Here is a 20,925-nt window from a genome sequence, read left to right as displayed (position 1 = left end):
AAAGGGCTTCGATCGTGCCCGTGGAATGAGAAAAGGGAAGAGCAGGGGAACAAAAGGGCATCAATCGTGCCTGTAGAATAGCAGAAAGATGGCACATGGTAAACAAAAAGCAGAAATTTATTAAAAAATGCAATTTTTGTAGGTTTCTTAAAAGAAACCTACACTATTTAAGTTTTAATGGGGAAAAGGGTCAATATCCATGCATATCGGCAACTCCCTCACTTTCCTGTTTAAGGAGCAGCAAAAAAGCGCCCAGAGATTTCCATGGGCGCTTGAAAAGGTTATTTTTGTTTAAAGTATTCCGCAAAGGCGTGGTAAATTTCCGTTCCCTGATAAAAAAACAGGCTGGAAGCTGTTAATGAAAAAAGGCCGATCATTACGAATCGCATCCACATCATTTCGTTTTCCTCCTTTAATTGTTTTTTTGACAATTAAGGAGTGTGAATCACATAGTTCGCCTCGTAGAAAATGGGGGTATAGAAGATCTTTTTCCTGCGGGCGATAATATGCATGGCGCTGTATAGGAACAGGATGATCGCCAGGCTAGTGAGTGCTAAGGGCTTTGAGACCTGTGTGAAAACATGTTTTTTAGGATCATCTTTTAAAAGAAAGCTCTCCGCCAGTTCAGATACAGTTATGGCTTTGCTTTCGTCCATAGGGATTCCATTAATATGGACGCCAGGATATTGAGTGATGAGGAAGGATAAGAAAATGGACAGCAGCACAAACGGCATTAATCTAGACTTTTTCAACTCCTCACCCCTTTTTAAAAGATTGTATTTATCATAACCACACTTGATAGATTAGTAAACAAAAAGATTCTGACAATATTCGTTAATATTCTATGAAAAAATTGTTAAGAAAGAAGGGGCCAATGGTCCAAGTGTATTTGGATAATTTGGAGGTGAGTGAAAAGTAACGGAGGGTGAGGGAACCAGTTACTGACAAAAGTCCTGTTAAAATAGTCAGGTATACAGCTGGCCCCCTTTACATATCTTCATATTGCTTTAAAAAAAACCTCTTATAATCAAACATGAATCCAGATTGTTTAAAGAGGTGAAGGAAATGAGAAATGAAAGATCGATTGATGAGTTAATCAGGAAATTCAATGAGGAAAGCTTGAAGAAGGATATTGACCGCCGCAGCTTTCTTTCGGGAGCAGGCAAAATTGCAGGATTTTCGCTTGCCCTGACGATGGCACAGTCGCTGGGAGTAGGGAATCTGAATGTTGAAGCGGCTCCTCAATTCAGCAAGTACCCTTTCACGCTAGGTGTTGCTTCAGGAGATCCTCTATCAGACAGTGTAGTTTTATGGACAAGGCTTGCGCCGGATCTGCTTAATGGAGGAGGAATGCCTAATCACGCTGTACCAGTCAGTTGGGAGCTTGCTGAAGATGAGCATTTCCGTAGAATTGTTAAGCACGGAACAGAGATTGCTGTCCCAGATTTAGCCCACTCCGTGCATGTAGAAGCAGATGGCTTAAAGCCAAATACTATTTATTATTATCGTTTTAAAACTGGCAATGAGCTAAGCCCAATCGGCAAAACGAAAACTCTTCCTTCTGCTGGTGCTGACGTGGCAAGCTTGTCGTTTGCTTTTGCCTCCTGCCAGCAATATGAACATGGGTTTTTTACAGCATACCAGCATATGGCTAAGGAAAATTTGGATTTGGTTATCCACCTGGGCGATTACATATATGAATACGGACCAAACGAATATATCTCACCAACAGGGAACGTCCGGCATCACAGCGGCCCGGAAATTGTCACCCTGGAAGATTACCGGAACCGCCATGCGCAGTACAGGTCGGACATCCACCTTAAAGAAGCCCATGCTGCCTTCCCGTGGGTTGTTACATGGGATGACCATGAAGTTGAAAACAACTATGCAGCAGGGATTCCGGAGAAAGGCCAATCCGCAGAAGAGTTTATCAAACGCCGTGCTGCTGCGTACCAGGCATACTATGAGCATATGCCGCTCCGTTTATCTTCCATGCCTCATGGAGAGGGCATGCAGCTGTACAGGGAATTTAGCTATGGCAAGCTTGCCTCATTTCTTGTGCTTGATTCCCGCCAGTATCGCGATGATCAGGCGAACGGCGATGGCAGCAAACCGCATACTCCTGAGTCGCTGGATCCAAACCGCACTCTTCTTGGAAAAGAACAGGAACAGTGGGTTGAAAATAATCTTGCCAACTCCAGTACCCATTGGAACGTACTGGCTCAGCAGGTGTTTTTTGCGCAGCGGAATTTTGGGACAAGTACATCTCCGAGATTCAGCATGGATGCCTGGGACGGCTACCCGGCTGCCCGCCAGCGCCTGACGAATTTTGCTGCCTCCAATAATATGGAAAATCTGATTGTACTGACTGGTGACGTTCATGCGAGCTGGGCTTCCAATCTTCTTACTGATTATAATGACCAGAATTCAAGACTGATCGGAGCCGAGTTTGTCGGAACTTCGATTACCTCAGGCGGAAACGGCTCCGATGTTAGAGCAGATACGGAACGCACGCTTGCAGAAAATCCGCATATTAAATTTTTCAACAACTACAGAGGCTATGTCCGCTGCCAGGTAACGCCAGGTCAGTGGCGTGCCGATTACCGGGTGCTTCCTTATGTAACAGAGCCAGGAGCAGATATCTCAACAAGAGCTTCCTTTGTTTTTGAAAAAGATCAGGGAGGCTTGAAGCAAGTATCAACTTCAGCTGTCCCTCAGGGTGTGAAAATGACTGCCGAGGTGGAGGAAGACCGCCACCGCGCCCACGCCCGTGCACATGAAAAGCAGCTTGAGAAAAAGCGCAAAAAGGTCTTAAACTAAAAAGCGGGGTGAGCAGATGATATCCAATATCGGAATACCAGGTTTAATTCTTGTTCTTGTGATTGCATTGATTATTTTTGGGCCATCCAAGCTGCCTGAAATCGGCCGGGCATTTGGCCGGACGTTAACAGAGTTTAAAAGCGCAGCAAAAGATTTAGTGGGAGACGAAGAAAAGAGCGAAGAGAAAAAGCCGGTTTTGGCGGCTGTGAAAAAGGAAAAATAGTAAGGCTGAAGCAGGCGGGGGGATTCGCCTGTTTTTTTGTATAGTAATGGGTAAGATAAACATAAATGATTGCAAATGGTAATGGCTCGTATATTTTATCATAAAGATATTGTGAAACATTTCACATAATGTTCAATTTTAAAGCTCCCCAGCAACGAAAAGTATTATATATTAATACTGTACTTATATTGTTTATTTAAATTTATAATGCCATCAAGGAGGCAATGACATCATGAAAAAATTATTCCAGCTTCTTTTAATAATAGGACTTGTAATGACGCCTTTTTTTACGAGTGCTCATGTGAAGTGGTTCACAAATGTAACACCTCAAAAAGAAACCATTGAAAATATATTATCGCCATTATTTATGGGATTGTCGCTAGCCGCTGCGATTGTACTTGCGCTGCTTACTTTAGTGATTCCGAAAACAACAGATTGGGCAAAGATCAAAAAGCTTGATGACTGGCTCTCAGGTTTCCGCAAATACAGCAGATATATCCTGAAGTACGGAACTGCAGTTGCTTTAATGATCCAGGTGGCTAATGGAACGCTGTTTGCGCCGGAATTTCAGCTAAGCAACACACTGGCTATAATTCTAACCTGGGCTGCGATTGGATTCTTGCTGATTCCACATCATATCTCTACGAAGATCGCGGCAGTTATATTATTGGGTTTATTCGTTTACGTAGCCCTCTATAATGGCATTTTCCACATGCTTGATTATGGCTATTATGTAGCGATTATCGGTGTATTATTGGTCGGCAGCACAAAGTTTGAGAAGGCAGGCTTTCCATTTCTTTATTTAGGAACAGGATTGTCCCTTTGCTGGGTGGCTGTGGAAAAATGGGTGTATCCAAGCATGTCGCTTGATATCGTTGCCAATCACGGAGTACCGACATTTGGTTTTGCACCGGCTGCGTTTGTAGTAATGGCAGCGTTTATTGAGTTTATTGTTGGTTATTTATTGGTTGTGGGAATTCTGAACAGGGTTATCGGTTTTGTTGTGACGATTATTTTTATCACAACGACAATGCTATTTGGGATGACAGAGGTCATCGGCCATTTTATGATCCATATTGTCCTGATTATCTTTATTATTGAAGGAGTGTCATTCTACAACCCGCCGATTAAGCTGCACAAAACAAAAACTGATCAATTTGTGTTTGTATTCCTTAACTTTATTTTTGTGCTTGCAACGTTCATTTTAATTTATTACCGATTTGCATAAGGATTGACAGCTTTAGTGAGATGTATTATGATTGTTTTAAATAGTTGAATAGTTTCTCCTAAAGGGGAGTAGCTTTTACAGCAGAGTCGTCATTTCGGAGTTAAGAGCTCCCGGCTTTGTTGGCAACCTTACCGTTGTTAGCAAGACCTTTGCCTGTTTCGGGTAAAGGTCTTTTTGTTTTTAAAAACCTTTACCGCTTGCTGGTAAAGGTTTTTTTATTGCCTTATAAAGCTTGGCAAATGAAAAAACCTTCATATGACATAACTTGCAAGGAAACAGCGCGAAGCTATCCATACTTGAAAATTGAAGGAAAGGAGACCTGAAATGAAGAAGCCAAAGATTTCGTTTACAGAACTGATTAAGAAAAACAAAGAAGAGCTCCTTAAGGATCGGGAACAACTTGCGAAGATTGAAAAACGTGTTGATGAAAAATATACAAAGATAAAATAAGGGAGGGTTTTTAGGTGGAATTATCGCTTTTATTGGAGTATGGCTGGGTATTGTTGCTGCTGATCGCTTTGGAAGGTCTTTTGGCTGCCGATAATGCGCTCGTTTTAGCGATTATGGTGAAGCATCTTCCGGAAGAGCAGAGGAAGAAAGCATTATTTTACGGATTGGCTGGAGCGTTTGTTTTCCGTTTTGGATCCCTCTTTGCCATATCGTTCCTTGTAGATGTGTGGCAGGTGCAGGCGATCGGTGCGCTTTACCTTCTGTTCATCGCCATTAACCATATCTTTAGAAAAACACTCGTCAAGAAGGGCGAGGAAGAAGCAGGAATTAAAAAGGATAAAAAGAAATCCGGATTTTGGATGACTGTTTTTAAGGTGGAACTTGCGGATATTGCATTTGCGGTTGACTCCATTCTTGCAGCCGTTGCGCTGGCTGTGGCTCTCCCGGATACAGGTCTAGGGCACATAGGCGGACTAGATAGCGGAAAGTTCCTGGTGATCTTTGCCGGAGGAATGATCGGATTAATCATTATGCGTTTTGCGGCTAACTTCTTTGTGGATCTGCTGCATAAGAGACCAGGCCTCGAGATTGCCGCTTTTGGGATTGTCGGATGGGTTGGCGTCAAATTGGCTGTCTACACTATGTCCCATCCTGCATTGGCCATCCTTCCTGAAGGCTTTGCCAAATCGCCTGAATGGAAAATCACTTTTTACGTGGTCCTCATCCTAATTGCGCTAGGCGGCTGGTTTTTATCCAAGGAAAAAAAGGAAATGCCGGTGGAGGAAAAAGCAAGCTAATAAAAGGCAAGGCCGAGATCTCTCTGCCTTGATTTATTGGGGAAGAAAAATGGCATTCAGGGACGGCAAATCGCGTATGTTTTTCCTTCTGAACAGGGTAAACAAAAAATAGACACGATCAGAAAGAAGAAATTATATGAAGGATAAAAATGTACCGTATAAAGGCTTCAATACTGAACAAAGCAATGGTTTAACCGACACACAGGAAGTGAACTATAGCAGTGAGTTTAAAGAGGCATATAAAGCAGAACAGAACCAGGATTCCAAGGAATCCGATGATAAAAATGATAAATAGATTTTAAGGAGCTCTGCCATTCAGCTGGCAGAGCTCTTTTTTTCAATCAAACGTTTGATTGAATCTTGCCGGGCCCAGTCTGCTCATGCCATTCGGAACGGAGGATGCCCATTTCAATCAGGTTCCAATATTCATCCTTCACCTTATTTGTTTGCCTGAGAAGTCCTTCTTTTTGGAAGCCTGCTTTCTCGTAGACTTTTATTGCCCCTCTATTAAAGTCAAACACACCAAGGCTGACTCTATTTAATTTAAACTTCTCGAAAGCTATGGAGAGGATCTGCTGGATCATTTCGGATGCATAGCCTTTTCCGCGGGAGGCAGGGCTGACAAAGACTTTCCCGATCCGGGCAGTTTCGTTTACGGGATCCATTCTGCCCAGTGAGATATGGCCAATGGCTTCATCTGTTTCTGCTTCTATTACTTTAAAAATGTGCTCAGTGCTGTTTTCTTGGTTGGCAGAGCTGATATATTTTGTCAGCTGCTCGTGATCAAGCGGGTACTTGAAATGGGCACCGCTCCATTGAACCATGAGTTCAGGCGTTGTTATCCAGCTTATAAGCAGGTTAAAGTCTTCTTCTGTAAAAAATGTTAATTTTATCATGGGCGCGTTCTTTCCTTTATAAAATTATTTTGTACATCTTTTTCTATTATTATAAATATATAATAAATGAGATAAATTACTACTCTTTCACTTTAAAAGAGTATAAAAAGCATTTTAATCAAACGTTTGATTGAATGGCTGCAGCACCTTGGCGGACAAGGGTGATTGCGAATGTGAAAAGGGGATTTATTGATGAAAAAGAGGATGATTTGGATTGCCGGCAGTGTGCTGATTTTATTATCCGCTGCATTGCTTGGTGCTGGGAATTATTTTTACAATGTGGCGATCAATCGAAGCCATGATCCGGTTGATTTATATAGCGGGGAAGCGCAGACTGCCAGCGCAGCGTTAGAGGAGGAGACACAGGCGAAGCTGGAGGAGGTTATGAAGTGGACGGAGGAACAAACCTTTGACCAGCTTGAGATCGCCTCTGAAGATGGCTTGAAGCTGAAGGCTCGCTTTTTGAAAAATCCGGATTCGAACGGGAAAGCAGTGATTCTGGCTCATGGCTATAAGGGGAATAGTGGGCAGATGCCGGGCATCACCAAGTATTATTACGAACTGGGGTATGAGGTGCTGAAGCCTGATGCCAGAGGGCACGGGGAAAGCGAAGGCGATTATATTGGATATGGCTGGCATGAGCGCAAGGATTATCTTGGGTGGATTGATTTATTGAAAGAGGAAATTGGTGCAGACAGCATTTTCCTGCATGGATTCTCAATGGGAGCTGCAACCGTATTGATGGCAAGCGGCGAAGATCTTCCGCCTGAAGTGAAGGGGATTATTGCGGATAGCGGCTATACGACGGTCCATGAAGAACTAGCCCATCAACTGAAACATATTTACCATTTGCCATCTTTCCCTTTGATGCAGGTGACAAGCGTTTTTGCAAAAATAAGGGCTGGATACTCGTTCAATGAAGCGTCGGCTATCGAACAGGTGAAGAAAAACGAGCTTCCGCTATTTATCATCCATGGCGATCAGGATGATCTGGTGCCGACGGATATGGCTTATGAGATTTATGAGGAAGCTGGCGGCGAGAAAGAGCTGTGGATGGTGCCGGGGGCAGGTCATACAGACGGATATACGGTCGCAGAGCAGGAATATCAGGAGAGACTGAAGGAATTTCTTGATAGCGCGCTTGTCCATTAGAAAAATGGCAGTGACTCACTGCCATTTTTATTTTTGCTTTTTCTTTTTCCAGGGCCTTAAAACGGATATACCAAAAATGAAGACGGTAACAGCGACCTGAAAGTAGACGGCATACTGGCGAATTGTATGATTATCAATAAAAACAGGATTCGATAGTGCCTTGCTGCCTTCCATTTCAAGCAGAGCCATATTTTCCATCATCAATTCATCGACAATGTTAATCCCGACAAAGGTTTGAATGATGAATAAAACCCATTTGACAGTTACCCACCTGTGCTTGAAAAATCCCCAGTTTGTAAAAAGTCCATAAATGAAGCCAATTAATAATGTTCCGACTGCCCCAATCCGAACGATGTAGTCGCTAATTGTTACCACATTTTTATACAGTTCCACGGTTTGATCATAAGCGGCCATTTCCATGGTGAAATTTAAAACGAGCGAACTCGTAATGCCGCCGAAAAATAAGGAAACAAGAATGATATGAAGAATTTTCAGCCACCTGGTCGCTTTTGTGCCTAGCTTTTTCAACCTTTTTCCCTCCCTTTTGAATTACATCATAAGTGTAGCAAGGGAAAAAGGATGTCCATATCAGCCTCCGCCGTAATTTGGGGTAGGACGCTGGTCTTATTTTGGTAAATAATAAACCTGCACGTTAATGAGCGAGCTTATTGCCCCTGATGCAGCACATTGCAGGCACTTAGCAGGTTGCCATCGGGGTCTTTGAAGCCAAAGCCGCCTAGGCCCTGTTCCTGATAGATGTTGAGAGGCCCAACTTCTACGTTCTTCTCCTGAAGCGATTCATGGAACTCTTTTAAAGAAGGTGTATAAAAATCAATGACACTATGCTCGACGCGGTCATTGGAATTGACAAAGGAAAGAGAGTTCCGCTCTTCGGTTTCAACCAGGAAAATCGTAGGCACACCCTTTGATTGAAAGCTTAGCATGGCATTTTTCTCTCCTTTGAATTCCACTTCCACTCCAAGAACATCCACATAAAATTCAACCGATCGATCCAGATTGGAAACTGGAATCTCAACGGTTGCGATATGAAAAATATATTTGGACATGTTTGCCCTCCTTTGGAATTTAGCTATATTAATTAATTGGCGGGAAGGGGGGAAAATCCTTCTTTCCCTATGCATACAGCCAATTAAACGCCATATCTCCATATTCGTACAATCATTCTTTGCCCCAAGGCATAAAATATATCATTAAATTGTGTAATGAACGGGAGGTGTAATAATGGACAGAAATGAACTTTTTTTTGCCAGGTTAAAAGGTTCTGAAGAAGTTCCGCCAGTTCGTACAGATGCTTTTGGCACTGCAAAATTTAAAGTAAGCAAGGATAAGAAGAAAATGGGCTACCGTTTGACCGTTAATGATCTTTCCAACTTTACTCAAGCTCATATTCATTTAGGAAGAAGGGGTGTAAACGGTCCAGTTGTGGTTTTTCTTTTCGGCTTAATCGATCCTGACATTAGTGTAAATAAGGGTGTTGTAGAAGGGATCATTACAGCCAGGGATCTAGTGGGTCATTTAGAAGGAAAACCTCTATCCGTTCTTATAGACCTAATGAGTGATGGGGACACATATGTTAACGTGCATACAGCCCAAAATCCAGACGGAGAGATTCGCGGACAAATCAAGCCTTATTGGGGCTAATAAGCATGAATGATTGATTCCTTGAAAAGTGAGCATATTAATGTTTAGAACACTTGAAAGGGGTCATAACGTTGAAAAAGCAGGATGAAAATAAAGAAAAACCTAAAAACTCCCTCACTGAAGAGCAGCAGCTCATCAATGAGTTTGGCAAGCATGAGGGCGGCCAGCCGATTCCGCAGCCTAAGGATTATGATGAGATTGAGTATTAAGAAACCAGAAAAGTGACTCCTGTTTGAGGAGTCTCTTTTTGTAATCATAAGCATCATCAGTATGGAAAACCCGGTTGTCCAGATATCCGTGAATCAGAAAATTGGAATTAAATTTAACTCAGATAGAGGCGAAAATGCCAGATGCTTTGGCAACAAGCTGATCTTGGTCGTTGTAGATCAGGCAATCTGTATGGTTCAGAGTGCGGCCTCTTTTTATTAGATGGGCATCGGCAATCAGGTATTCACCGGTGGCACCCTTTAAAAAGCTAACTTTTAAATCAGCGGTCACGACGGTTTGCATGTGGTTTTCATCCGGTTTAAAAATATTCCCCATCGCTACATCCGCCAGTGTGGAAATAATTCCGCCATGGACAAGACCCGCACTGTTGATGAAGAGCGGCTGGATCGGCAATGTGACTTTCATATGGGTTTCATCAATTCTTTCATAATGAAATTTTAAAAATTCATCAAAAGGCTGTTTGATTAGCATTATTTACACTCCAATTTGGATAAGATATGATGATTTATTCACGATTTTTTGATGAAATCCCTGCTTTTTGGAGAAATTCTTGTGCTGTGAAGTCGGTGCAAATCATTTATCCGCGAAATCCCAAATTTAACAGCGGAACCTACACCAGGTTTATTTAAATCAAAAAAAGTGTTATCATTTTCAATAAATTCTAAATCTTAAGTGAGAGGCAGGACTGGAAAGATGGCAAAGGTAGAGAACATTAGCTTCGCAGAGAATTTTCCGATCTCCTACATAGAGCTGGAGAAAGAAGCAGAGAAAAAAATGGGGGCCGGGGGATTTGGGTATGTCCAATCAGGTGCGGGAGGGGAAGAAACACTGAGAAAGAATACGGAATCTTTCGCGAAATATTCGATTGTGCCAAGAATGCTCAGGAATGTTTCCGTACCGGATACAAGTGTTACACTTTTCGGGAAAACGTATCCTTATCCGATTTTTCTGGCGCCGATTGGAATGCAGCGGCTTGAACATGAAGAGGGAGAGATTGCTTCATCCAGGGCTGCGGCTGTTTACCATGTTCCTTTTATCCAGAGCACAGTTTCAAGCTATTCGATTGAAGAGATAGCTGCAGCAACAGGCAGCAGCCCGAAGTGGTTCCAGCTTTATTGGTCCAACCATGAAGAAACGGCCTTCAATATGATGCGCCGGGCGGAGGAAGCCGGGTACGAAGCGATTGTTTTAACGGTCGATACAGTCATGATGGGATGGAGGGAAGCGGATCTGAGGAACAATTTTTCCCCATTAAAGCTTGGCTATGGAAAAGCCAACTATGAATCTGATCCGGTATTTATGAGCTCTCTTAAGGACGGCGATGTGGTTCGGGGAATCCTCGATAATATTCACCATCCTACATTAAGCTGGGAGCATGTTGCGAGATTAAAAGAGAAAACTAATTTGCCGATTCTATTAAAAGGCATTCTCCATCCGGAAGATGCGAAGCTCGCGGTTGAAAAAGGGATAGACGGCATCATTGTCTCCAATCATGGGGGGAGGCAGCTGGACGGTGTGACGGCGGCGATCGATGCACTTGGGCCAATTGCAAAGGCAGTCAATGGCCTGATACCGGTGCTATTTGACAGCGGTATACGCCGTGGATCAGATGCAGTAAAAGCGCTGGCGCTTGGGGCGGATGCAGTTTGCCTGGGAAGGCCATTTGTGTATGGATTAGCCATTGGCGGCCAGACAGGTGTTGAAAAGGTGCTTGCTAATTTTATAGAAGAAACAAAGGTTTCCCTCTCGTTGGCAGGGGTCAGCAGCCTGAAGGAGATAACTAGTCTGCAGCTCATAAGATAGATTGAGAGAAAAACTCCCTAGAGAAAGGGAGTTTTTTTGTTGACAGAAGAATCTATGTTTTATAATATACCTATAGGAGTAGAGGTATAAGAGATTACATAAGGTCTCAAATGAATTTTTAGGAGGAATTACAATGAGTAAAAAAGTAGCGATTATTGCAAGCAACGGCGGGTTATTTGATGCATACAAGGTATACAACATCGCGACTGCGGCAGCAGCGACAGATGCAGAAGTAGCAATTTTCTTCACTTTCGAAGGGTTAAACTTAATCCATAAAGAAGCATACCAGCAGCTTCCAATGCCTGAAGGAAAAGAGCATTTTGCAGAAGGCTTTGCGAAAGGCAATGTACCGGCAATCCCTGAATTAGTGGCAATGGCACAGGACTTAGGTGTTAAATTCATTGGCTGCCAAATGACAATGGATGTTATGGGCCTTGAAAAAGAAGCTTTTATAGACGGAATAGAAGTTGGCGGAGCGGTTACATTCCTTGAGTTTGCCAACGGTGCGGACGTAACGCTAACATTCTAATCGAAGCATTTACCGATCGACCAAAATACCGATACAAAAGGAGATGCCAACATGTTCGAATACACTGTTGAAACTGATAAATCGATTGATGAAGCGATTTCTTCGCTTGAAGAGAATCTGAAGGAAGAAAAGTTCGGCGTTCTTTGGCAGTTTAACGTACAGGAAAAGCTGCAGGAAAAAGGGCTGGATTATAATGAATCCTTCCGTGTTTTAGAGGTTTGCAATCCGTTTGAAGCACATCGCGTATTAACACAGAATAAAATGGTTGGCTATTTCCTGCCTTGTAAAATTGTCGTGTATGAAGATGGCAGCAAGACGAAAATTGGCTTGCCTAAGCCGACAAGCATGATTGAACTCGTAAATGATGAATCCGTTCAAAGCATTGCGGCTGATATCGAAAACCGTTTAATCGGATGTATTGATAAAAGTATCTAAGCAAAAAGAATGATGACAGTGCCGGAATATTTTGTTAAGCTTGAAATAGCTTATCAAATTAAATATTTATAAAACTACTAGGGGTGCCCCGAATGTGCGGGCTGAGAGGGAAGCGCGATATAGCTTTCCGACTCTTAATAACCTGATCTGGTTAATGCCAGCGGAGGGAAGTAGGCTTTGACGGTATGTCGAATCATTTATACTTAAACCAAGCCAGGTTCCTTCGCGGATCTGGCTTTTTTATTTTTACACTTCTCTTAGTGATAAGCGATCAGGCTGCCCTTAAGGAAGGAGGTTAAATTGAACAGGACCCGTTTATTGACAACGATGGCTTTATTTGTGGCGATTGGAACCATGGGATCTCATTTACTATGGTTTCCGGCAGGAGTGGCCAAAGCCTATCCGGTCCAGCATGCGGTTAACGTGCTTGCCGCAGTAACACTTGGGCCGCTGCCGGCTGTGGGAGTGGCGTTTATGATCGGCCTGCTGCGGAACTTACTGGGGTTTGGTACACTGCTTGCGTTTCCAGGCGGAATGATCGGTGCTTTCCTGGCTGGCGTGCTTTATTTAAAATTCGGCCGGAAAATCTGGGCTGCAGTTGGTGAAGTTGTGGGTACAGGCGTATTTGGTGCACTATTTGCTGTTCCATTTGCAAAGGTATTGATGGGAAGCACGGCTGGCGCATTCTTCTTTGTACCGCCATTTCTCGTCAGTAGCTTTACCGGTGCGGCAATCGGCTGGATGATTCTGGCTAAAGTGAAGGAGAAGAATCTAGTGCAGAATATGTGAGGTTTTTTAAGGTGGCCGCTGCTGAACTGAAGGATAGGGGGAGAAGCAGCTTCTCTGGGAAAAGGCGATATAAGTGGCGGCAATGATCTGGAATGAAGCAGCATCTCCAGCTTAAGCGGAAAGAAATGGCATCAAGGAGCAGCTAAGAAACAACTTCTCCGATTTAAGCGGGAAGAGGTGGTATCAAAGCTCGCGACTGCAACAGCTTCTTCGCAACAAGTGAAAAGAAACGGTATCAAAGTTTAACTAACAATAAGAAAACTACTAGCTTGAGGAGCAATTTATTGTGCTCCTCTTTTTGTTTTGAAATATCGTCCGTGCACATGTTAAAAAGTAAGATTGTGTTCGTTATTGAGAAGTGCTTCTATAGTTGTGGGGTTAAACGCCTTTTTTATGGACAGGAAGGAAAGAAATTCGGGTTGGGGTTTTATATCAGTATAATTTTTCCTTTCTTTTTTGAATTTAAAAAGCCGCATGGGCGAAAGACCATTTTTAAAAAAGGTTAAACATCAATTTCAACAAAATCTTATCTTTTATTCCATGTATTTATCATCTTTAGGAATAGTAATGAAATTGTAACAAATTGATGAAAAAGCGCTGGAAATGAAGCTCTAATCACTTTTCTAATATTACTAAGCGGCGCAAAGATGAAAAATTTCATGAAATGAATGGGAATGGTAAATTGTGCCCCGTTTAAGCGTGAACCGTGAAGGTATTTAAATACTAAACCTAAAAAATATTTTTCAAGTAACCTCCCGCGCTATGAAAAAGTTGAAAGGAGACGGAGATATGAGTATTCAAAAAAGTACAGATAGCTCCAGCCTTGCAGAAGTAATAGACAGGATCTTAGATAAAGGAATCGTTATTGATGCATTTGTAAGAGTTTCGCTTGTCGGAATTGAAATACTGACTGTTGAAGCACGAGTCGTCATTGCCAGCGTCGATACGTGGCTGCGTTATGCAGAGGCAGTTGGCTTATTAAGAGATGAAGTGCAAGAAGAAGGTCTTTTGAATAGAGGGCAAAACCAGAAACCGGAGTTCAGTATATAGTACCTAAGTTATGAAATAAATCAAAGAAATGAGGTAGGAAAATGGAAACGCAAGAAGCAAACAATACAGTAAATGAAAATGAGGAAAGTAACGGAAATATAGAAACAAATCAAAACCAGGAAGTAAATCAGAGTAAGGAAGAAAATAAACCGCCGGAACACACCAGTCAAACGCAAGAAAAAAAAGAAAGCTCTAATTATTCTATGAATCTGGCCATTATCGGCGGGGTTGTAGGTGCAGGAATAGGATTACTTGCAAACCCGAAGACGAGCAAGAAATTCTTTCTAACTATAAGTGAGTCTGAATTTGCCAAAGTTGCAGGCCAGGAGTTTAGAAAAACAGCTCAGGAACTCCTGGCCGGGCAGGCGCAAAACAGTGTGAAACATTTAGCTGAGGGTTATCTCAATAAAATTGAGGAAGGACTGCTTTCTCCTAAAAAGGAGAGTAGCGAAAATGGCGGGAAAAAGTATGAAGAAATCAAGGAAGAGAACAAACACTTAAATGAGCGCCTGCAAAGAATTGAAAACATGCTAAATGACCTGGCGGACACCAAGTAAGGCCAATTCCTTTTTCTATAAACCGGGGGTGACTGGATGGGCAAAGGAGTAAGAAAAATAGTTAAGAAAATTGCAAAAAGTGCGATTAAGAATGCCCCGGATCCGCTGAAGGAAAAAGCAAAAGAAGTAGTAGCAGAAAAAGCAAAAGAGAAATTCGTAGAGCATATTCAGAACAAAGGGGAAGAATTCACCGAGAAACTGGAGAATGCGAGAGACGATTTTGCAGATAAAGTTCACCATAAAGCAGGAGAAGCACAAGAAAAAACCCAGGAGGTTTTGCTTTCAGCAAGAGAGAAACTTGGGAATGTTGTTGAAGCAGGAGAGAACTTCCAAAAGAAAGTGTCTTCTGCAAATGAAGATGACGGCGATAAGCAGAAAGTAAAGGGCGTCAAGAATATCAAAGGCGCCAGCAGCATAAAGACGTCAAAGGATATTAAGGGCGCTACTAAAATAAAGACCGCAGAAAATATTAAATCCTCGAATGACATAAAGACTATGGGTTCTTAAATGACATGGTGAAAGGAGAATCAGCAATGGCAGTTCAAAAAAGTACAGATAGTTCCAGTTTGGCGGAGGTTATTGACCGAATTCTGGATAAAGGAATTGTAATCGACGCATTTGTCAGGGTTTCAGTTGTTGGAATTGAAATTTTAACAGTTGAGGCAAGAGTGGTTATTGCCAGTGTGGATACATGGCTGCGTTATGCAGAGGCTGTCGGATTACTTCGGGATGAGGTGGAAGAAAACGGACTGCCACTTCAGCAAAATGACAGAAATGCACGCTTTAGTATTTAAAAGAACAAGAAGCACAGCCGGGGTTATTAAACCGATCCCGGCCTGTGATGCTTTAGCGGGAGGCAAGTATGGAAATTAAAATAATTATCGGAAATGTTACTGAATTCTTTAATGAATATGTAGCGCCGGTTCATAAAATCACCTCGGTGGAAGAGAGTGAAAACAATGGCTGGAAGCTTACTGTGGAAGTGATAGAAGAAAAAGAATATATGAAAAAATACGCAAAAGATGAAATGTTGGGTGTCTACGATGTTTCTCTTAATAAGGAGAAGGAAGTCACTTCTTATAAGCGACGGGATATTCGTTACAGAAGTGCAATTAATCAAGAAGTGTAGGACGGGGCACAGGGAGGAAAAAGAGTGACGGTCTTAAAGAAGCAGATCAAGAAGGATACTAAAGCCATCATACAAGACGAAAAGACAGAAGACTTGCTTTCCCGGTCATTGCAATATTTAAAAGCTGGGTACCCGGTCCACTTTACAGGTCCATCTGGAGCAGGAAAAACCTCTCTGGCTTTAGCTCTTGCAAAGAGAAGAAAAAAACCTATCATGCTGATTCACGGAAACCATGAATTAAATAATAAGGATTTAATTGGTGATTTTACCGGATATACAAGCAAAAAGGTGGTCGACAACTATATTCGCTCCGTTTACAAAAGAGACGAAAGTGTGACGGAGATCTGGAAAGACGGGAGATTACTGGAAGCAGTCAAGAATGGATACACGCTTGTTTATGATGAATTTACGCGTTCGCAGCCAAGCACCAATAATATCTTTTTATCCATTTTAGAGGAAGGAATTCTTCCTTTGTACGGAACAAAAATGACTGAGCCTTTTGTAGGCGTTCATCCGGACTTCGCTGTGATTTTCACAAGCAATCCCGAGGAATATGCAGGTGTATATCAAACTCAGGATGCACTTCTCGATAGGCTCATCACCATATTTGTCGACCATAAAGACAGTGACCGGGAAGCACAAGTGGTATCGGAAAAAATGGATATTGATAAGAGTGAGGCTAAAGCAATTACCAGCCTTGTAGCCGCTTTGCGCAAAGAATGTGAAGGTGATAACGGGCCGAGCTTGAGGGCGTCATTAATGATAGTCAAGTTAACACAAGAAGAAGGAATTCCAATAGATGGATCTCATTCCAGTTTTCAGAGGCTATGCATTGATATATTAGGCCACCAGGTAAGCCGGTGCATAGATACGGATGAACCATTAAAAGCAGCAGAAAAACTGATTTTAGAAGCATGCAAGAATATGAAGGCAACTAGTGGAGATAAAGGAGAGTCTGACAATGAGCAATGACGGACAATTAGGTATATATGTTTTTTGCGGAATCCAGACAGACGGAGACGAGAAGTTTGGAACCATTGAAATTGAAGGAGAGAAAAAAGAGTTATTTACGATTCAATATAAAGATGCAGCCATGGTGGCTGCCGAGGTTCCTATGAAAATCTATCATCCTAATAAAGATAATTTAATGATGCATCAAGACGCTGTGTCACTCGTGATGAAACAAAATCAGGCCGTAATACCGGTCAGTTTCGGGAATGTGTTTCATTCAAAGGAGGATGTGGGCGTACTGCTTGAAAATTTATACCCCCAATTTGAGAAGCTTTTCCCAGAAATAAATGGCAAGGTTGAACTTGGGTTAAAGGTGATTGGGAAAAAAGAGTGGCTTGAATCACAAGTTAGCGGAAATTCACAGGTTGAAAAGATGGCAAATGCAGTCAAGGGAAAATCTGAAGCCGCGAGCTATTACGAAAGAATTCAATTGGGCGGGGCTGCCCAAAAAATCATAGCTTCCCTGCAAGATGAAATAAAACAGGAAGTGTTTAGCCCATTGAAAGAGTCGGCGGTAGCTTCAAAAGTAAATGACCCGATAGGCGAAAAAATGCTTCTAAATGCATCCTTTCTAGTGGATCGAGATAAAGAAGCCGAGTTTGACCAAAAAGTTAATGAGGCGCATGAAAAATGGAAGGATAAGGTCGAATTCAGCTATAGCGGACCTTGGCCCGCATATAACTTTGTCAATATCAGATTAACTGTTGAGGGTGCCTGATGCTGCATAAAATGGTTTCCGCACCTATCAATCTTGTCATTAAAATAGCGGAAAAGGTGAAAGAAGAGGCTGATAAGGAACTTTACGACCTTCCAACCATTCAGCAAAAGCTCATTCAGCTGCAGATGATGTATGAGCTGGGTGAAATACCCGAAGAAGCTTACAAGTCGAAGGAAGAGGAACTGATTATAAGATACGAAGTGGCAAAACGACTGGAAATGGAACAATGGGAAGAGATGACAAAGAAGAAATGAGGGTAGCGAGAAAATGGGTGGTCTAATTTATTTATATGGATTAATCCCAACAAAGGAGGCAACCAATCAATCGTTTCCAACTTTAAAAGGGTTTGATGGGGAAGGTGACCTATACACCATTCATATAGGAAAAATTACGGCTGCAGTTTGTGATCTGGATGCAGAAAATTACTCGGAAGAGAGTATTAAAGATCGTATTAACGATGATATGGAATGGCTCCAGGAAAAGGCCTTTCATCATCATGAAACAGTAGTAAACCTTTCAAAGATATTCACCATCATTCCTTTGAAATTTTGCACGCTTTATAAAAACCTAAATAGTTTGGAAACCGCCGTGCAATCCAAAGAATCCAAATTGATGAGTTCATTTGATTTAATTTCCGGAAACGAAGAATGGAATTTAAAAATCTACTGTGATGACCAGCTGTTAAAAAAACAGGTTAGTCAGAGCAATCCAACAATAGAAGCAAAGAGGGAAGAAATTAGTCAGATGCCTAAGGGCAAACAATTTTTCGAAAAGAAAAAACTAGACAAATTGATTGAATCGCAACTTGAAGAGGAAAAAAACAAAATTAGTGAACAAATACATTTACACCTTAGAGAGTTTGCTCTTAAAGGCAATGTCAAAAAAAATTGGGGAAATGATGTAACAGGAAGAAAAGATAATATGACCTGGAATGGGGTATACCTGATTCCGGAATCTAAAATAGAAGTATTTTTAGAACAGCTTCAACATTATGAAAAGAGTATGCAAAAAGCCGGATGGCAGTTTGAGGCAACCGGGCCATGGCCGGCATACCACTTTTCCAGCTTTTCATAAGTGAGGATGAGGTTATGTCACTAAGAGAATCAATCGAAAACAAAGATATTGCCTTAATTGATATTCTTGACGTCATTCTTGATAAGGGGGTTGCTATTAAAGCAGATTTAGTAATCTCAATTGCAGGGGTTGACCTTGTTTACCTAGACTTGAGGTTGCTCATAGCTTCCGTAGAATCCCTTGTTCAAGCTCAGGAGGGGAATCGCAAGACGATATCCTCAGAGCAATTTGACTCACAAAGGGAGGAGTTGAGCCATGCAACCGGCCAACCAAACAAATGGAAAGATTAATCTTGATCCGGACAATGCAGAGCATGGATTAGCTCAGCTTGTACTAACCGTCATTGAGCTTCTAAGGCAAATTGTCGAAAGGCATGCCATTAGGCGTGTTGAAGGCGGGACCTTGACAGACGAACAAATCGAAAATTTAGGCGAGGCATTAATGAATCTTGAAGAAAAAATGGAAGAATTGAAAGAAATTTTCGGCTTGGATGATGATGACTTAAATATTGATCTAGGTCCTTTAGGAAGCTTAATGTAATTCAGCCGCATAGGAGGACTTTAAAATGGCAGTCGAACATTCCATGCAATCCAGTACGATTGTAGACGTGCTAGAGAAAATATTGGATAAAGGCGTGGTTATTGCTGGTGACATCACCGTGGGGATTGCGGATGTTGAGCTATTAACCATAAAGATTCGCCTCATTGTCGCTTCTGTTGATAAGGCAAAGGAAATTGGCATGGACTGGTGGGAAAATGATCCTTACCTAACGTCCAAAGCTACAGATAACAATACAAAGGCTCTCCAGGAAGAGAATAAGAGGCTCCAGGAAAGACTCGAATCTCTTGAACAGGGCATGTCCACAAACCGTTTGAATTCAAAAGAATTTAACAATTAAACAAGGGGGTTGTTGACCAATGGAAACTAAAAATGCAGAAAACCAAAAACATGAGACAAACAATACCGAAAACAGGACACAAGATACCAGCAATACTAAGAACCAGTCACAAGACACTACTGAAAACCAAATCCAAGAAACCAACAATCACGAGACAGAGACCGAGGAAACTGGTTCTAATGGCAGCCCGATTCGGCGTACGATAACTGGCGGCTTGATTGGAGCTGCAATTGGGTACTTGGCTACTCCTGAAAATGGGGAAAAACTTAAGGAGGGTATGGGCGCAGATAAATTAAAAAGCACAGGATCCAACTTAGGCCAAACAATGAAAGAAAAGTCAAAGAAAGCAACAGAATCTGTCAAAAACGCTGCAGGAAAGCTGTTCAAGAAAGAGGATGTGCCGGTTGAAGGCTATTCCAATGAATCAGAAGAAAATACTGAAAACGAAACAACTCTTAAATCAAACAACGAGAAAGATACTAATAAAAACAATCAGGAGCCATCAAGTTCAGATAAGGAAAATGTCAATGAACGCCTTGATCGCTTAGAAGAGATGTTATCCAAACTCCTTGAGGATACAGAGGGTCAGGAAGAGACCTCATACAAATCAAATTCTAACGGATAAAATATGAATCTATAAGGATAGTAACGAGGCTTAGCATATCGATATTTTACAAATGGAGGTTTTAACATGGCAGAAAAAATTGCGAGTGAGAACCAAACACAAGAAACAAAAAACGAAAATAGTTCAAATGTCAGTCAGCTTAGACGCTCGATTTTAGGGGGACTGATTGGGGCTTCTATCGGATATTTGAGTGATCCAGAGAATGGGAAAAAGCTAGCCTTAAGCTTGAATGCCGAGAAGTTAAGCGGCAAAGGAACAGGTTTAGGCCAGAAAGTGAAAGAAAACTCCCAGAAAGCAGTGGGTTCCATCAAGGATTCAGCTTCAAAACTATTCAATAAAGGAGATTCCCAAAAGGATAGCTCTTCCGAATCAGGAGAAAACTCTGGAGATCATACAAGCCTAAAATCTAACGAAGGCAATTCAAATGAGAATAAGCAACAATCGTCAAATCTAGAAAATGGAAGCCTTAATGACCGCTTGGACCATTTGGAAGAAATGATCACAAAACTTGCTCAAGAAAGAAAAAATAACAGTGAAGGCCAAAAAAAGGATGAGGGAACTGGCGACTCCAATAAAAATAGTAAAAAGTCATCTTCCCCAAGCGGGCTGAAGAGTGAGCAGGGAAAGAATGAGGAAAATCAGCCCAAATCTCAAGATAAAAAAGATAATAACGACTTTCAATCGTATTTAGAAGGTCCATTTAAAAATAAAGGCTCCCAGTCCCAAACAGGGGGGGATGGGAACAAGGAACGCTCCCAGTCCCAAACAGAGGGGGATGGGAACAATGAACGCTCCCAGTCCCAATCAAAGGGTGAAGGGAACAAGGAACGCTCCCAGTCCCAATCAGAGGG

At 42.0% G+C, this 20,925-nt stretch carries 32 protein-coding genes and 1 riboswitch; of the genes, 27 read left to right on the top strand and 5 right to left on the bottom strand.

The genetic code is table 11. The annotated features are described in order from the left end of the window. Positions 1-431: 431 nt before the first annotated feature. Complete coding sequence (locus tag IQ19_RS17975) at positions 432-752, bottom strand: hypothetical protein (RefSeq protein ID WP_144543800.1); 321 nt, start codon at positions 750-752, stop codon at positions 432-434. A 313-nt stretch (positions 753-1,065) separates the two neighbouring features. On the opposite strand from IQ19_RS17975, the gene IQ19_RS17970 reads away from it, so the two are divergent. The 6 genes from IQ19_RS17970 to IQ19_RS17945 all read left to right on the top strand — a co-directional run bounded on the left by IQ19_RS17970 (position 1,066) and on the right by IQ19_RS17945 (position 5,813). Beyond that, positions 1,066-2,820, top strand: coding sequence for an alkaline phosphatase D family protein (locus IQ19_RS17970; RefSeq protein ID WP_144543798.1), 1,755 nt, complete (start codon positions 1,066-1,068; stop codon positions 2,818-2,820). 16 nt (positions 2,821-2,836) lie between these two features. After that, on the top strand, positions 2,837-3,043 hold the full coding sequence (locus IQ19_RS17965; protein WP_110067011.1) for a twin-arginine translocase TatA/TatE family subunit: 207 nt from the start codon (positions 2,837-2,839) through the stop codon (positions 3,041-3,043). A gap of 232 nt (positions 3,044-3,275) precedes the next feature. After that, on the top strand, positions 3,276-4,271 hold the full coding sequence (locus IQ19_RS17960; protein WP_144543796.1) for a hypothetical protein: 996 nt from the start codon (positions 3,276-3,278) through the stop codon (positions 4,269-4,271). Positions 4,272-4,595: 324 nt separating this feature from the next. Next, positions 4,596-4,721 carry an FbpB family small basic protein gene (locus tag IQ19_RS17955; protein ID WP_144543794.1) on the top strand — a complete coding sequence of 42 codons (126 nt, stop codon included), beginning with the start codon at positions 4,596-4,598 and terminating at the stop codon, positions 4,719-4,721. Positions 4,722-4,735: 14 nt separating this feature from the next. After that, positions 4,736-5,518: a TerC family protein gene (locus tag IQ19_RS17950; protein WP_144543793.1), complete on the top strand. Its 783-nt coding sequence runs from the start codon at positions 4,736-4,738 to the stop codon at positions 5,516-5,518. 136 nt (positions 5,519-5,654) lie between these two features. Next, complete coding sequence (locus IQ19_RS17945; RefSeq protein ID WP_144543791.1) at positions 5,655-5,813, top strand: YfhE family protein; 159 nt, start codon at positions 5,655-5,657, stop codon at positions 5,811-5,813. A gap of 46 nt (positions 5,814-5,859) precedes the next feature. Here the strand turns inward: IQ19_RS17945 and IQ19_RS17940 are convergent, their stop codons facing one another. After that, positions 5,860-6,414, bottom strand: coding sequence for a GNAT family N-acetyltransferase (locus IQ19_RS17940; protein ID WP_144543789.1), 555 nt, complete (start codon positions 6,412-6,414; stop codon positions 5,860-5,862). A 192-nt stretch (positions 6,415-6,606) separates the two neighbouring features. Here IQ19_RS17940 and IQ19_RS17935 point away from each other — a divergent pair, with 192 nt between their 5' ends. Next, positions 6,607-7,566 (top strand): alpha/beta hydrolase, encoded by a 960-nt coding sequence (locus IQ19_RS17935; RefSeq protein WP_199749495.1) that lies wholly within the window; start codon positions 6,607-6,609, stop codon positions 7,564-7,566. 27 nt (positions 7,567-7,593) lie between these two features. On the opposite strand, the gene IQ19_RS17930 is transcribed toward IQ19_RS17935, so the two are convergent. Both IQ19_RS17930 and IQ19_RS17925 read right to left on the bottom strand, forming a co-directional pair. Then, a complete protein-coding gene (locus tag IQ19_RS17930; RefSeq protein WP_144543785.1) occupies positions 7,594-8,094 on the bottom strand; it encodes a DUF2269 family protein in 501 nt (166 codons plus the stop codon). Between the two features lie 137 nt (positions 8,095-8,231). Next, a complete protein-coding gene (locus IQ19_RS17925) occupies positions 8,232-8,633 on the bottom strand; it encodes a VOC family protein (protein WP_144543783.1) in 402 nt (133 codons plus the stop codon). 175 nt (positions 8,634-8,808) lie between these two features. Between IQ19_RS17925 and IQ19_RS17920 the strand changes: the two genes are divergently transcribed. Together IQ19_RS17920 and IQ19_RS27815 are read left to right on the top strand one after the other, a co-directional pair. Then, complete coding sequence (locus IQ19_RS17920; protein WP_144543781.1) at positions 8,809-9,228, top strand: CHRD domain-containing protein; 420 nt, start codon at positions 8,809-8,811, stop codon at positions 9,226-9,228. Between the two features lie 71 nt (positions 9,229-9,299). Beyond that, positions 9,300-9,437, top strand: a complete 138-nt coding sequence (locus tag IQ19_RS27815; RefSeq protein WP_158638851.1) for a hypothetical protein — start codon at positions 9,300-9,302, stop codon at positions 9,435-9,437. A 118-nt stretch (positions 9,438-9,555) separates the two neighbouring features. Here the strand turns inward: IQ19_RS27815 and IQ19_RS17915 are convergent, their stop codons facing one another. Then, positions 9,556-9,927, bottom strand: a complete 372-nt coding sequence (locus IQ19_RS17915) for a PaaI family thioesterase (protein WP_144543779.1) — start codon at positions 9,925-9,927, stop codon at positions 9,556-9,558. A 222-nt stretch (positions 9,928-10,149) separates the two neighbouring features. Here IQ19_RS17915 and IQ19_RS17910 point away from each other — a divergent pair, with 222 nt between their 5' ends. The 18 genes from IQ19_RS17910 to gvpT (IQ19_RS27810) all read left to right on the top strand — a co-directional run. Next, positions 10,150-11,259, top strand: coding sequence for an alpha-hydroxy-acid oxidizing protein (locus IQ19_RS17910; RefSeq protein WP_144543777.1), 1,110 nt, complete (start codon positions 10,150-10,152; stop codon positions 11,257-11,259). A 133-nt stretch (positions 11,260-11,392) separates the two neighbouring features. Beyond that, the gene (locus IQ19_RS17905; RefSeq protein ID WP_144543775.1) at positions 11,393-11,788 is read left to right on the top strand and encodes a DsrE/DsrF/DrsH-like family protein; all 396 of its coding nucleotides are present in this window, start codon (positions 11,393-11,395) and stop codon (positions 11,786-11,788) included. Between the two features lie 51 nt (positions 11,789-11,839). Next, a complete protein-coding gene (locus IQ19_RS17900) occupies positions 11,840-12,223 on the top strand; it encodes a DUF302 domain-containing protein (RefSeq protein WP_144543773.1) in 384 nt (127 codons plus the stop codon). A 69-nt stretch (positions 12,224-12,292) separates the two neighbouring features. Further along, positions 12,293-12,409: riboswitch (TPP riboswitch) on the top strand. 114 nt (positions 12,410-12,523) lie between these two features. Further along, positions 12,524-13,012, top strand: a complete 489-nt coding sequence (gene thiW, locus IQ19_RS17895) for an energy coupling factor transporter S component ThiW (RefSeq protein WP_144543771.1) — start codon at positions 12,524-12,526, stop codon at positions 13,010-13,012. A gap of 789 nt (positions 13,013-13,801) precedes the next feature. Continuing rightward, the gene (gene gvpA / locus IQ19_RS17890; RefSeq protein WP_144543769.1) at positions 13,802-14,062 is read left to right on the top strand and encodes a gas vesicle structural protein GvpA; all 261 of its coding nucleotides are present in this window, start codon (positions 13,802-13,804) and stop codon (positions 14,060-14,062) included. 41 nt (positions 14,063-14,103) lie between these two features. Continuing rightward, positions 14,104-14,619: a gas vesicle protein GvpP gene (locus tag IQ19_RS17885; protein WP_242021037.1), complete on the top strand. Its 516-nt coding sequence runs from the start codon at positions 14,104-14,106 to the stop codon at positions 14,617-14,619. A gap of 36 nt (positions 14,620-14,655) precedes the next feature. Beyond that, a complete protein-coding gene (gene gvpQ, locus IQ19_RS17880; protein WP_144543767.1) occupies positions 14,656-15,126 on the top strand; it encodes a gas vesicle protein GvpQ in 471 nt (156 codons plus the stop codon). Positions 15,127-15,152: 26 nt separating this feature from the next. Further along, complete coding sequence (gene gvpA / locus IQ19_RS17875; RefSeq protein ID WP_144543765.1) at positions 15,153-15,413, top strand: gas vesicle structural protein GvpA; 261 nt, start codon at positions 15,153-15,155, stop codon at positions 15,411-15,413. A gap of 68 nt (positions 15,414-15,481) precedes the next feature. Continuing rightward, positions 15,482-15,748 (top strand): gas vesicle protein GvpO, encoded by a 267-nt coding sequence (gvpO, locus tag IQ19_RS17870; RefSeq protein WP_144543763.1) that lies wholly within the window; start codon positions 15,482-15,484, stop codon positions 15,746-15,748. A 24-nt stretch (positions 15,749-15,772) separates the two neighbouring features. Beyond that, positions 15,773-16,720, top strand: coding sequence for a gas vesicle protein GvpN (gvpN, locus tag IQ19_RS17865; RefSeq protein WP_144543761.1), 948 nt, complete (start codon positions 15,773-15,775; stop codon positions 16,718-16,720). After that, a complete protein-coding gene (locus IQ19_RS17860; RefSeq protein WP_144543759.1) occupies positions 16,710-17,477 on the top strand; it encodes a GvpL/GvpF family gas vesicle protein in 768 nt (255 codons plus the stop codon). Before gvpN ends, IQ19_RS17860 begins: the two co-directional genes overlap by 11 nt. Continuing rightward, on the top strand, positions 17,477-17,731 hold the full coding sequence (locus IQ19_RS17855) for a gas vesicle protein GvpG (protein ID WP_144543757.1): 255 nt from the start codon (positions 17,477-17,479) through the stop codon (positions 17,729-17,731). The genes IQ19_RS17860 and IQ19_RS17855 overlap by 1 nt, the downstream gene beginning before the upstream one ends. 13 nt (positions 17,732-17,744) lie before the next feature. Beyond that, on the top strand, positions 17,745-18,551 hold the full coding sequence (locus IQ19_RS17850; protein WP_144543754.1) for a GvpL/GvpF family gas vesicle protein: 807 nt from the start codon (positions 17,745-17,747) through the stop codon (positions 18,549-18,551). Between the two features lie 14 nt (positions 18,552-18,565). After that, positions 18,566-18,841: a gas vesicle protein gene (locus IQ19_RS17845; protein WP_144543907.1), complete on the top strand. Its 276-nt coding sequence runs from the start codon at positions 18,566-18,568 to the stop codon at positions 18,839-18,841. Beyond that, on the top strand, positions 18,807-19,091 hold the full coding sequence (locus IQ19_RS17840) for a gas vesicle protein K (protein ID WP_144543752.1): 285 nt from the start codon (positions 18,807-18,809) through the stop codon (positions 19,089-19,091). Before IQ19_RS17845 ends, IQ19_RS17840 begins: the two co-directional genes overlap by 35 nt. Before the next feature lie 25 nt (positions 19,092-19,116). Beyond that, positions 19,117-19,449, top strand: a complete 333-nt coding sequence (locus tag IQ19_RS17835; protein ID WP_144543750.1) for a gas vesicle protein — start codon at positions 19,117-19,119, stop codon at positions 19,447-19,449. 19 nt (positions 19,450-19,468) lie between these two features. Next, positions 19,469-20,074 carry a YtxH domain-containing protein gene (gene gvpT / locus IQ19_RS17830; RefSeq protein WP_144543748.1) on the top strand — a complete coding sequence of 202 codons (606 nt, stop codon included), beginning with the start codon at positions 19,469-19,471 and terminating at the stop codon, positions 20,072-20,074. A 66-nt stretch (positions 20,075-20,140) separates the two neighbouring features. Beyond that, positions 20,141-20,925 (top strand): YtxH domain-containing protein (gene gvpT / locus IQ19_RS27810; RefSeq protein WP_158638849.1); only part of this gene is annotated, 785 nt, incomplete at its 3' end.

The sequence above is a fragment of the Cytobacillus oceanisediminis genome (assembly GCF_007830235.1).
Lineage (GTDB): Bacteria > Bacillota > Bacilli > Bacillales > Cytobacillaceae > Cytobacillus > Cytobacillus oceanisediminis.
This window is presented reverse-complemented; position numbering and strand designations above follow the sequence as displayed.

Coding starts and splice junctions, on each gene's coding strand:
- IQ19_RS17970 (WP_144543798.1), top strand. CDS start 1,066: ATGAGAAATGAAAGATCGATTGATGAGTTAATCAGGAAATTCAATGAG.
- IQ19_RS17965 (WP_110067011.1), top strand. CDS start 2,837: ATGATATCCAATATCGGAATACCAGGTTTAATTCTTGTTCTTGTGATT.
- IQ19_RS17960 (WP_144543796.1), top strand. CDS start 3,276: ATGAAAAAATTATTCCAGCTTCTTTTAATAATAGGACTTGTAATGACG.
- IQ19_RS17955 (WP_144543794.1), top strand. CDS start 4,596: ATGAAGAAGCCAAAGATTTCGTTTACAGAACTGATTAAGAAAAACAAA.
- IQ19_RS17945 (WP_144543791.1), top strand. CDS start 5,655: ATGAAGGATAAAAATGTACCGTATAAAGGCTTCAATACTGAACAAAGC.
- IQ19_RS17940 (WP_144543789.1), bottom strand. CDS start 6,414: ATGATAAAATTAACATTTTTTACAGAAGAAGACTTTAACCTGCTTATA.
- IQ19_RS17935 (WP_199749495.1), top strand. CDS start 6,607: ATGAAAAAGAGGATGATTTGGATTGCCGGCAGTGTGCTGATTTTATTA.
- IQ19_RS17925 (WP_144543783.1), bottom strand. CDS start 8,633: ATGTCCAAATATATTTTTCATATCGCAACCGTTGAGATTCCAGTTTCC.
- IQ19_RS17920 (WP_144543781.1), top strand. CDS start 8,809: ATGGACAGAAATGAACTTTTTTTTGCCAGGTTAAAAGGTTCTGAAGAA.
- IQ19_RS17915 (WP_144543779.1), bottom strand. CDS start 9,927: ATGCTAATCAAACAGCCTTTTGATGAATTTTTAAAATTTCATTATGAA.
- IQ19_RS17910 (WP_144543777.1), top strand. CDS start 10,150: ATGGCAAAGGTAGAGAACATTAGCTTCGCAGAGAATTTTCCGATCTCC.
- IQ19_RS17905 (WP_144543775.1), top strand. CDS start 11,393: ATGAGTAAAAAAGTAGCGATTATTGCAAGCAACGGCGGGTTATTTGAT.
- IQ19_RS17900 (WP_144543773.1), top strand. CDS start 11,840: ATGTTCGAATACACTGTTGAAACTGATAAATCGATTGATGAAGCGATT.
- gvpA (WP_144543769.1), top strand. CDS start 13,802: ATGAGTATTCAAAAAAGTACAGATAGCTCCAGCCTTGCAGAAGTAATA.
- IQ19_RS17885 (WP_242021037.1), top strand. CDS start 14,104: ATGGAAACGCAAGAAGCAAACAATACAGTAAATGAAAATGAGGAAAGT.
- gvpQ (WP_144543767.1), top strand. CDS start 14,656: ATGGGCAAAGGAGTAAGAAAAATAGTTAAGAAAATTGCAAAAAGTGCG.
- gvpA (WP_144543765.1), top strand. CDS start 15,153: ATGGCAGTTCAAAAAAGTACAGATAGTTCCAGTTTGGCGGAGGTTATT.
- gvpO (WP_144543763.1), top strand. CDS start 15,482: ATGGAAATTAAAATAATTATCGGAAATGTTACTGAATTCTTTAATGAA.
- IQ19_RS17860 (WP_144543759.1), top strand. CDS start 16,710: ATGAGCAATGACGGACAATTAGGTATATATGTTTTTTGCGGAATCCAG.
- IQ19_RS17855 (WP_144543757.1), top strand. CDS start 17,477: ATGCTGCATAAAATGGTTTCCGCACCTATCAATCTTGTCATTAAAATA.
- IQ19_RS17850 (WP_144543754.1), top strand. CDS start 17,745: ATGGGTGGTCTAATTTATTTATATGGATTAATCCCAACAAAGGAGGCA.
- IQ19_RS17845 (WP_144543907.1), top strand. CDS start 18,566: ATGTCACTAAGAGAATCAATCGAAAACAAAGATATTGCCTTAATTGAT.
- IQ19_RS17840 (WP_144543752.1), top strand. CDS start 18,807: ATGCAACCGGCCAACCAAACAAATGGAAAGATTAATCTTGATCCGGAC.
- IQ19_RS17835 (WP_144543750.1), top strand. CDS start 19,117: ATGGCAGTCGAACATTCCATGCAATCCAGTACGATTGTAGACGTGCTA.
- gvpT (WP_144543748.1), top strand. CDS start 19,469: ATGGAAACTAAAAATGCAGAAAACCAAAAACATGAGACAAACAATACC.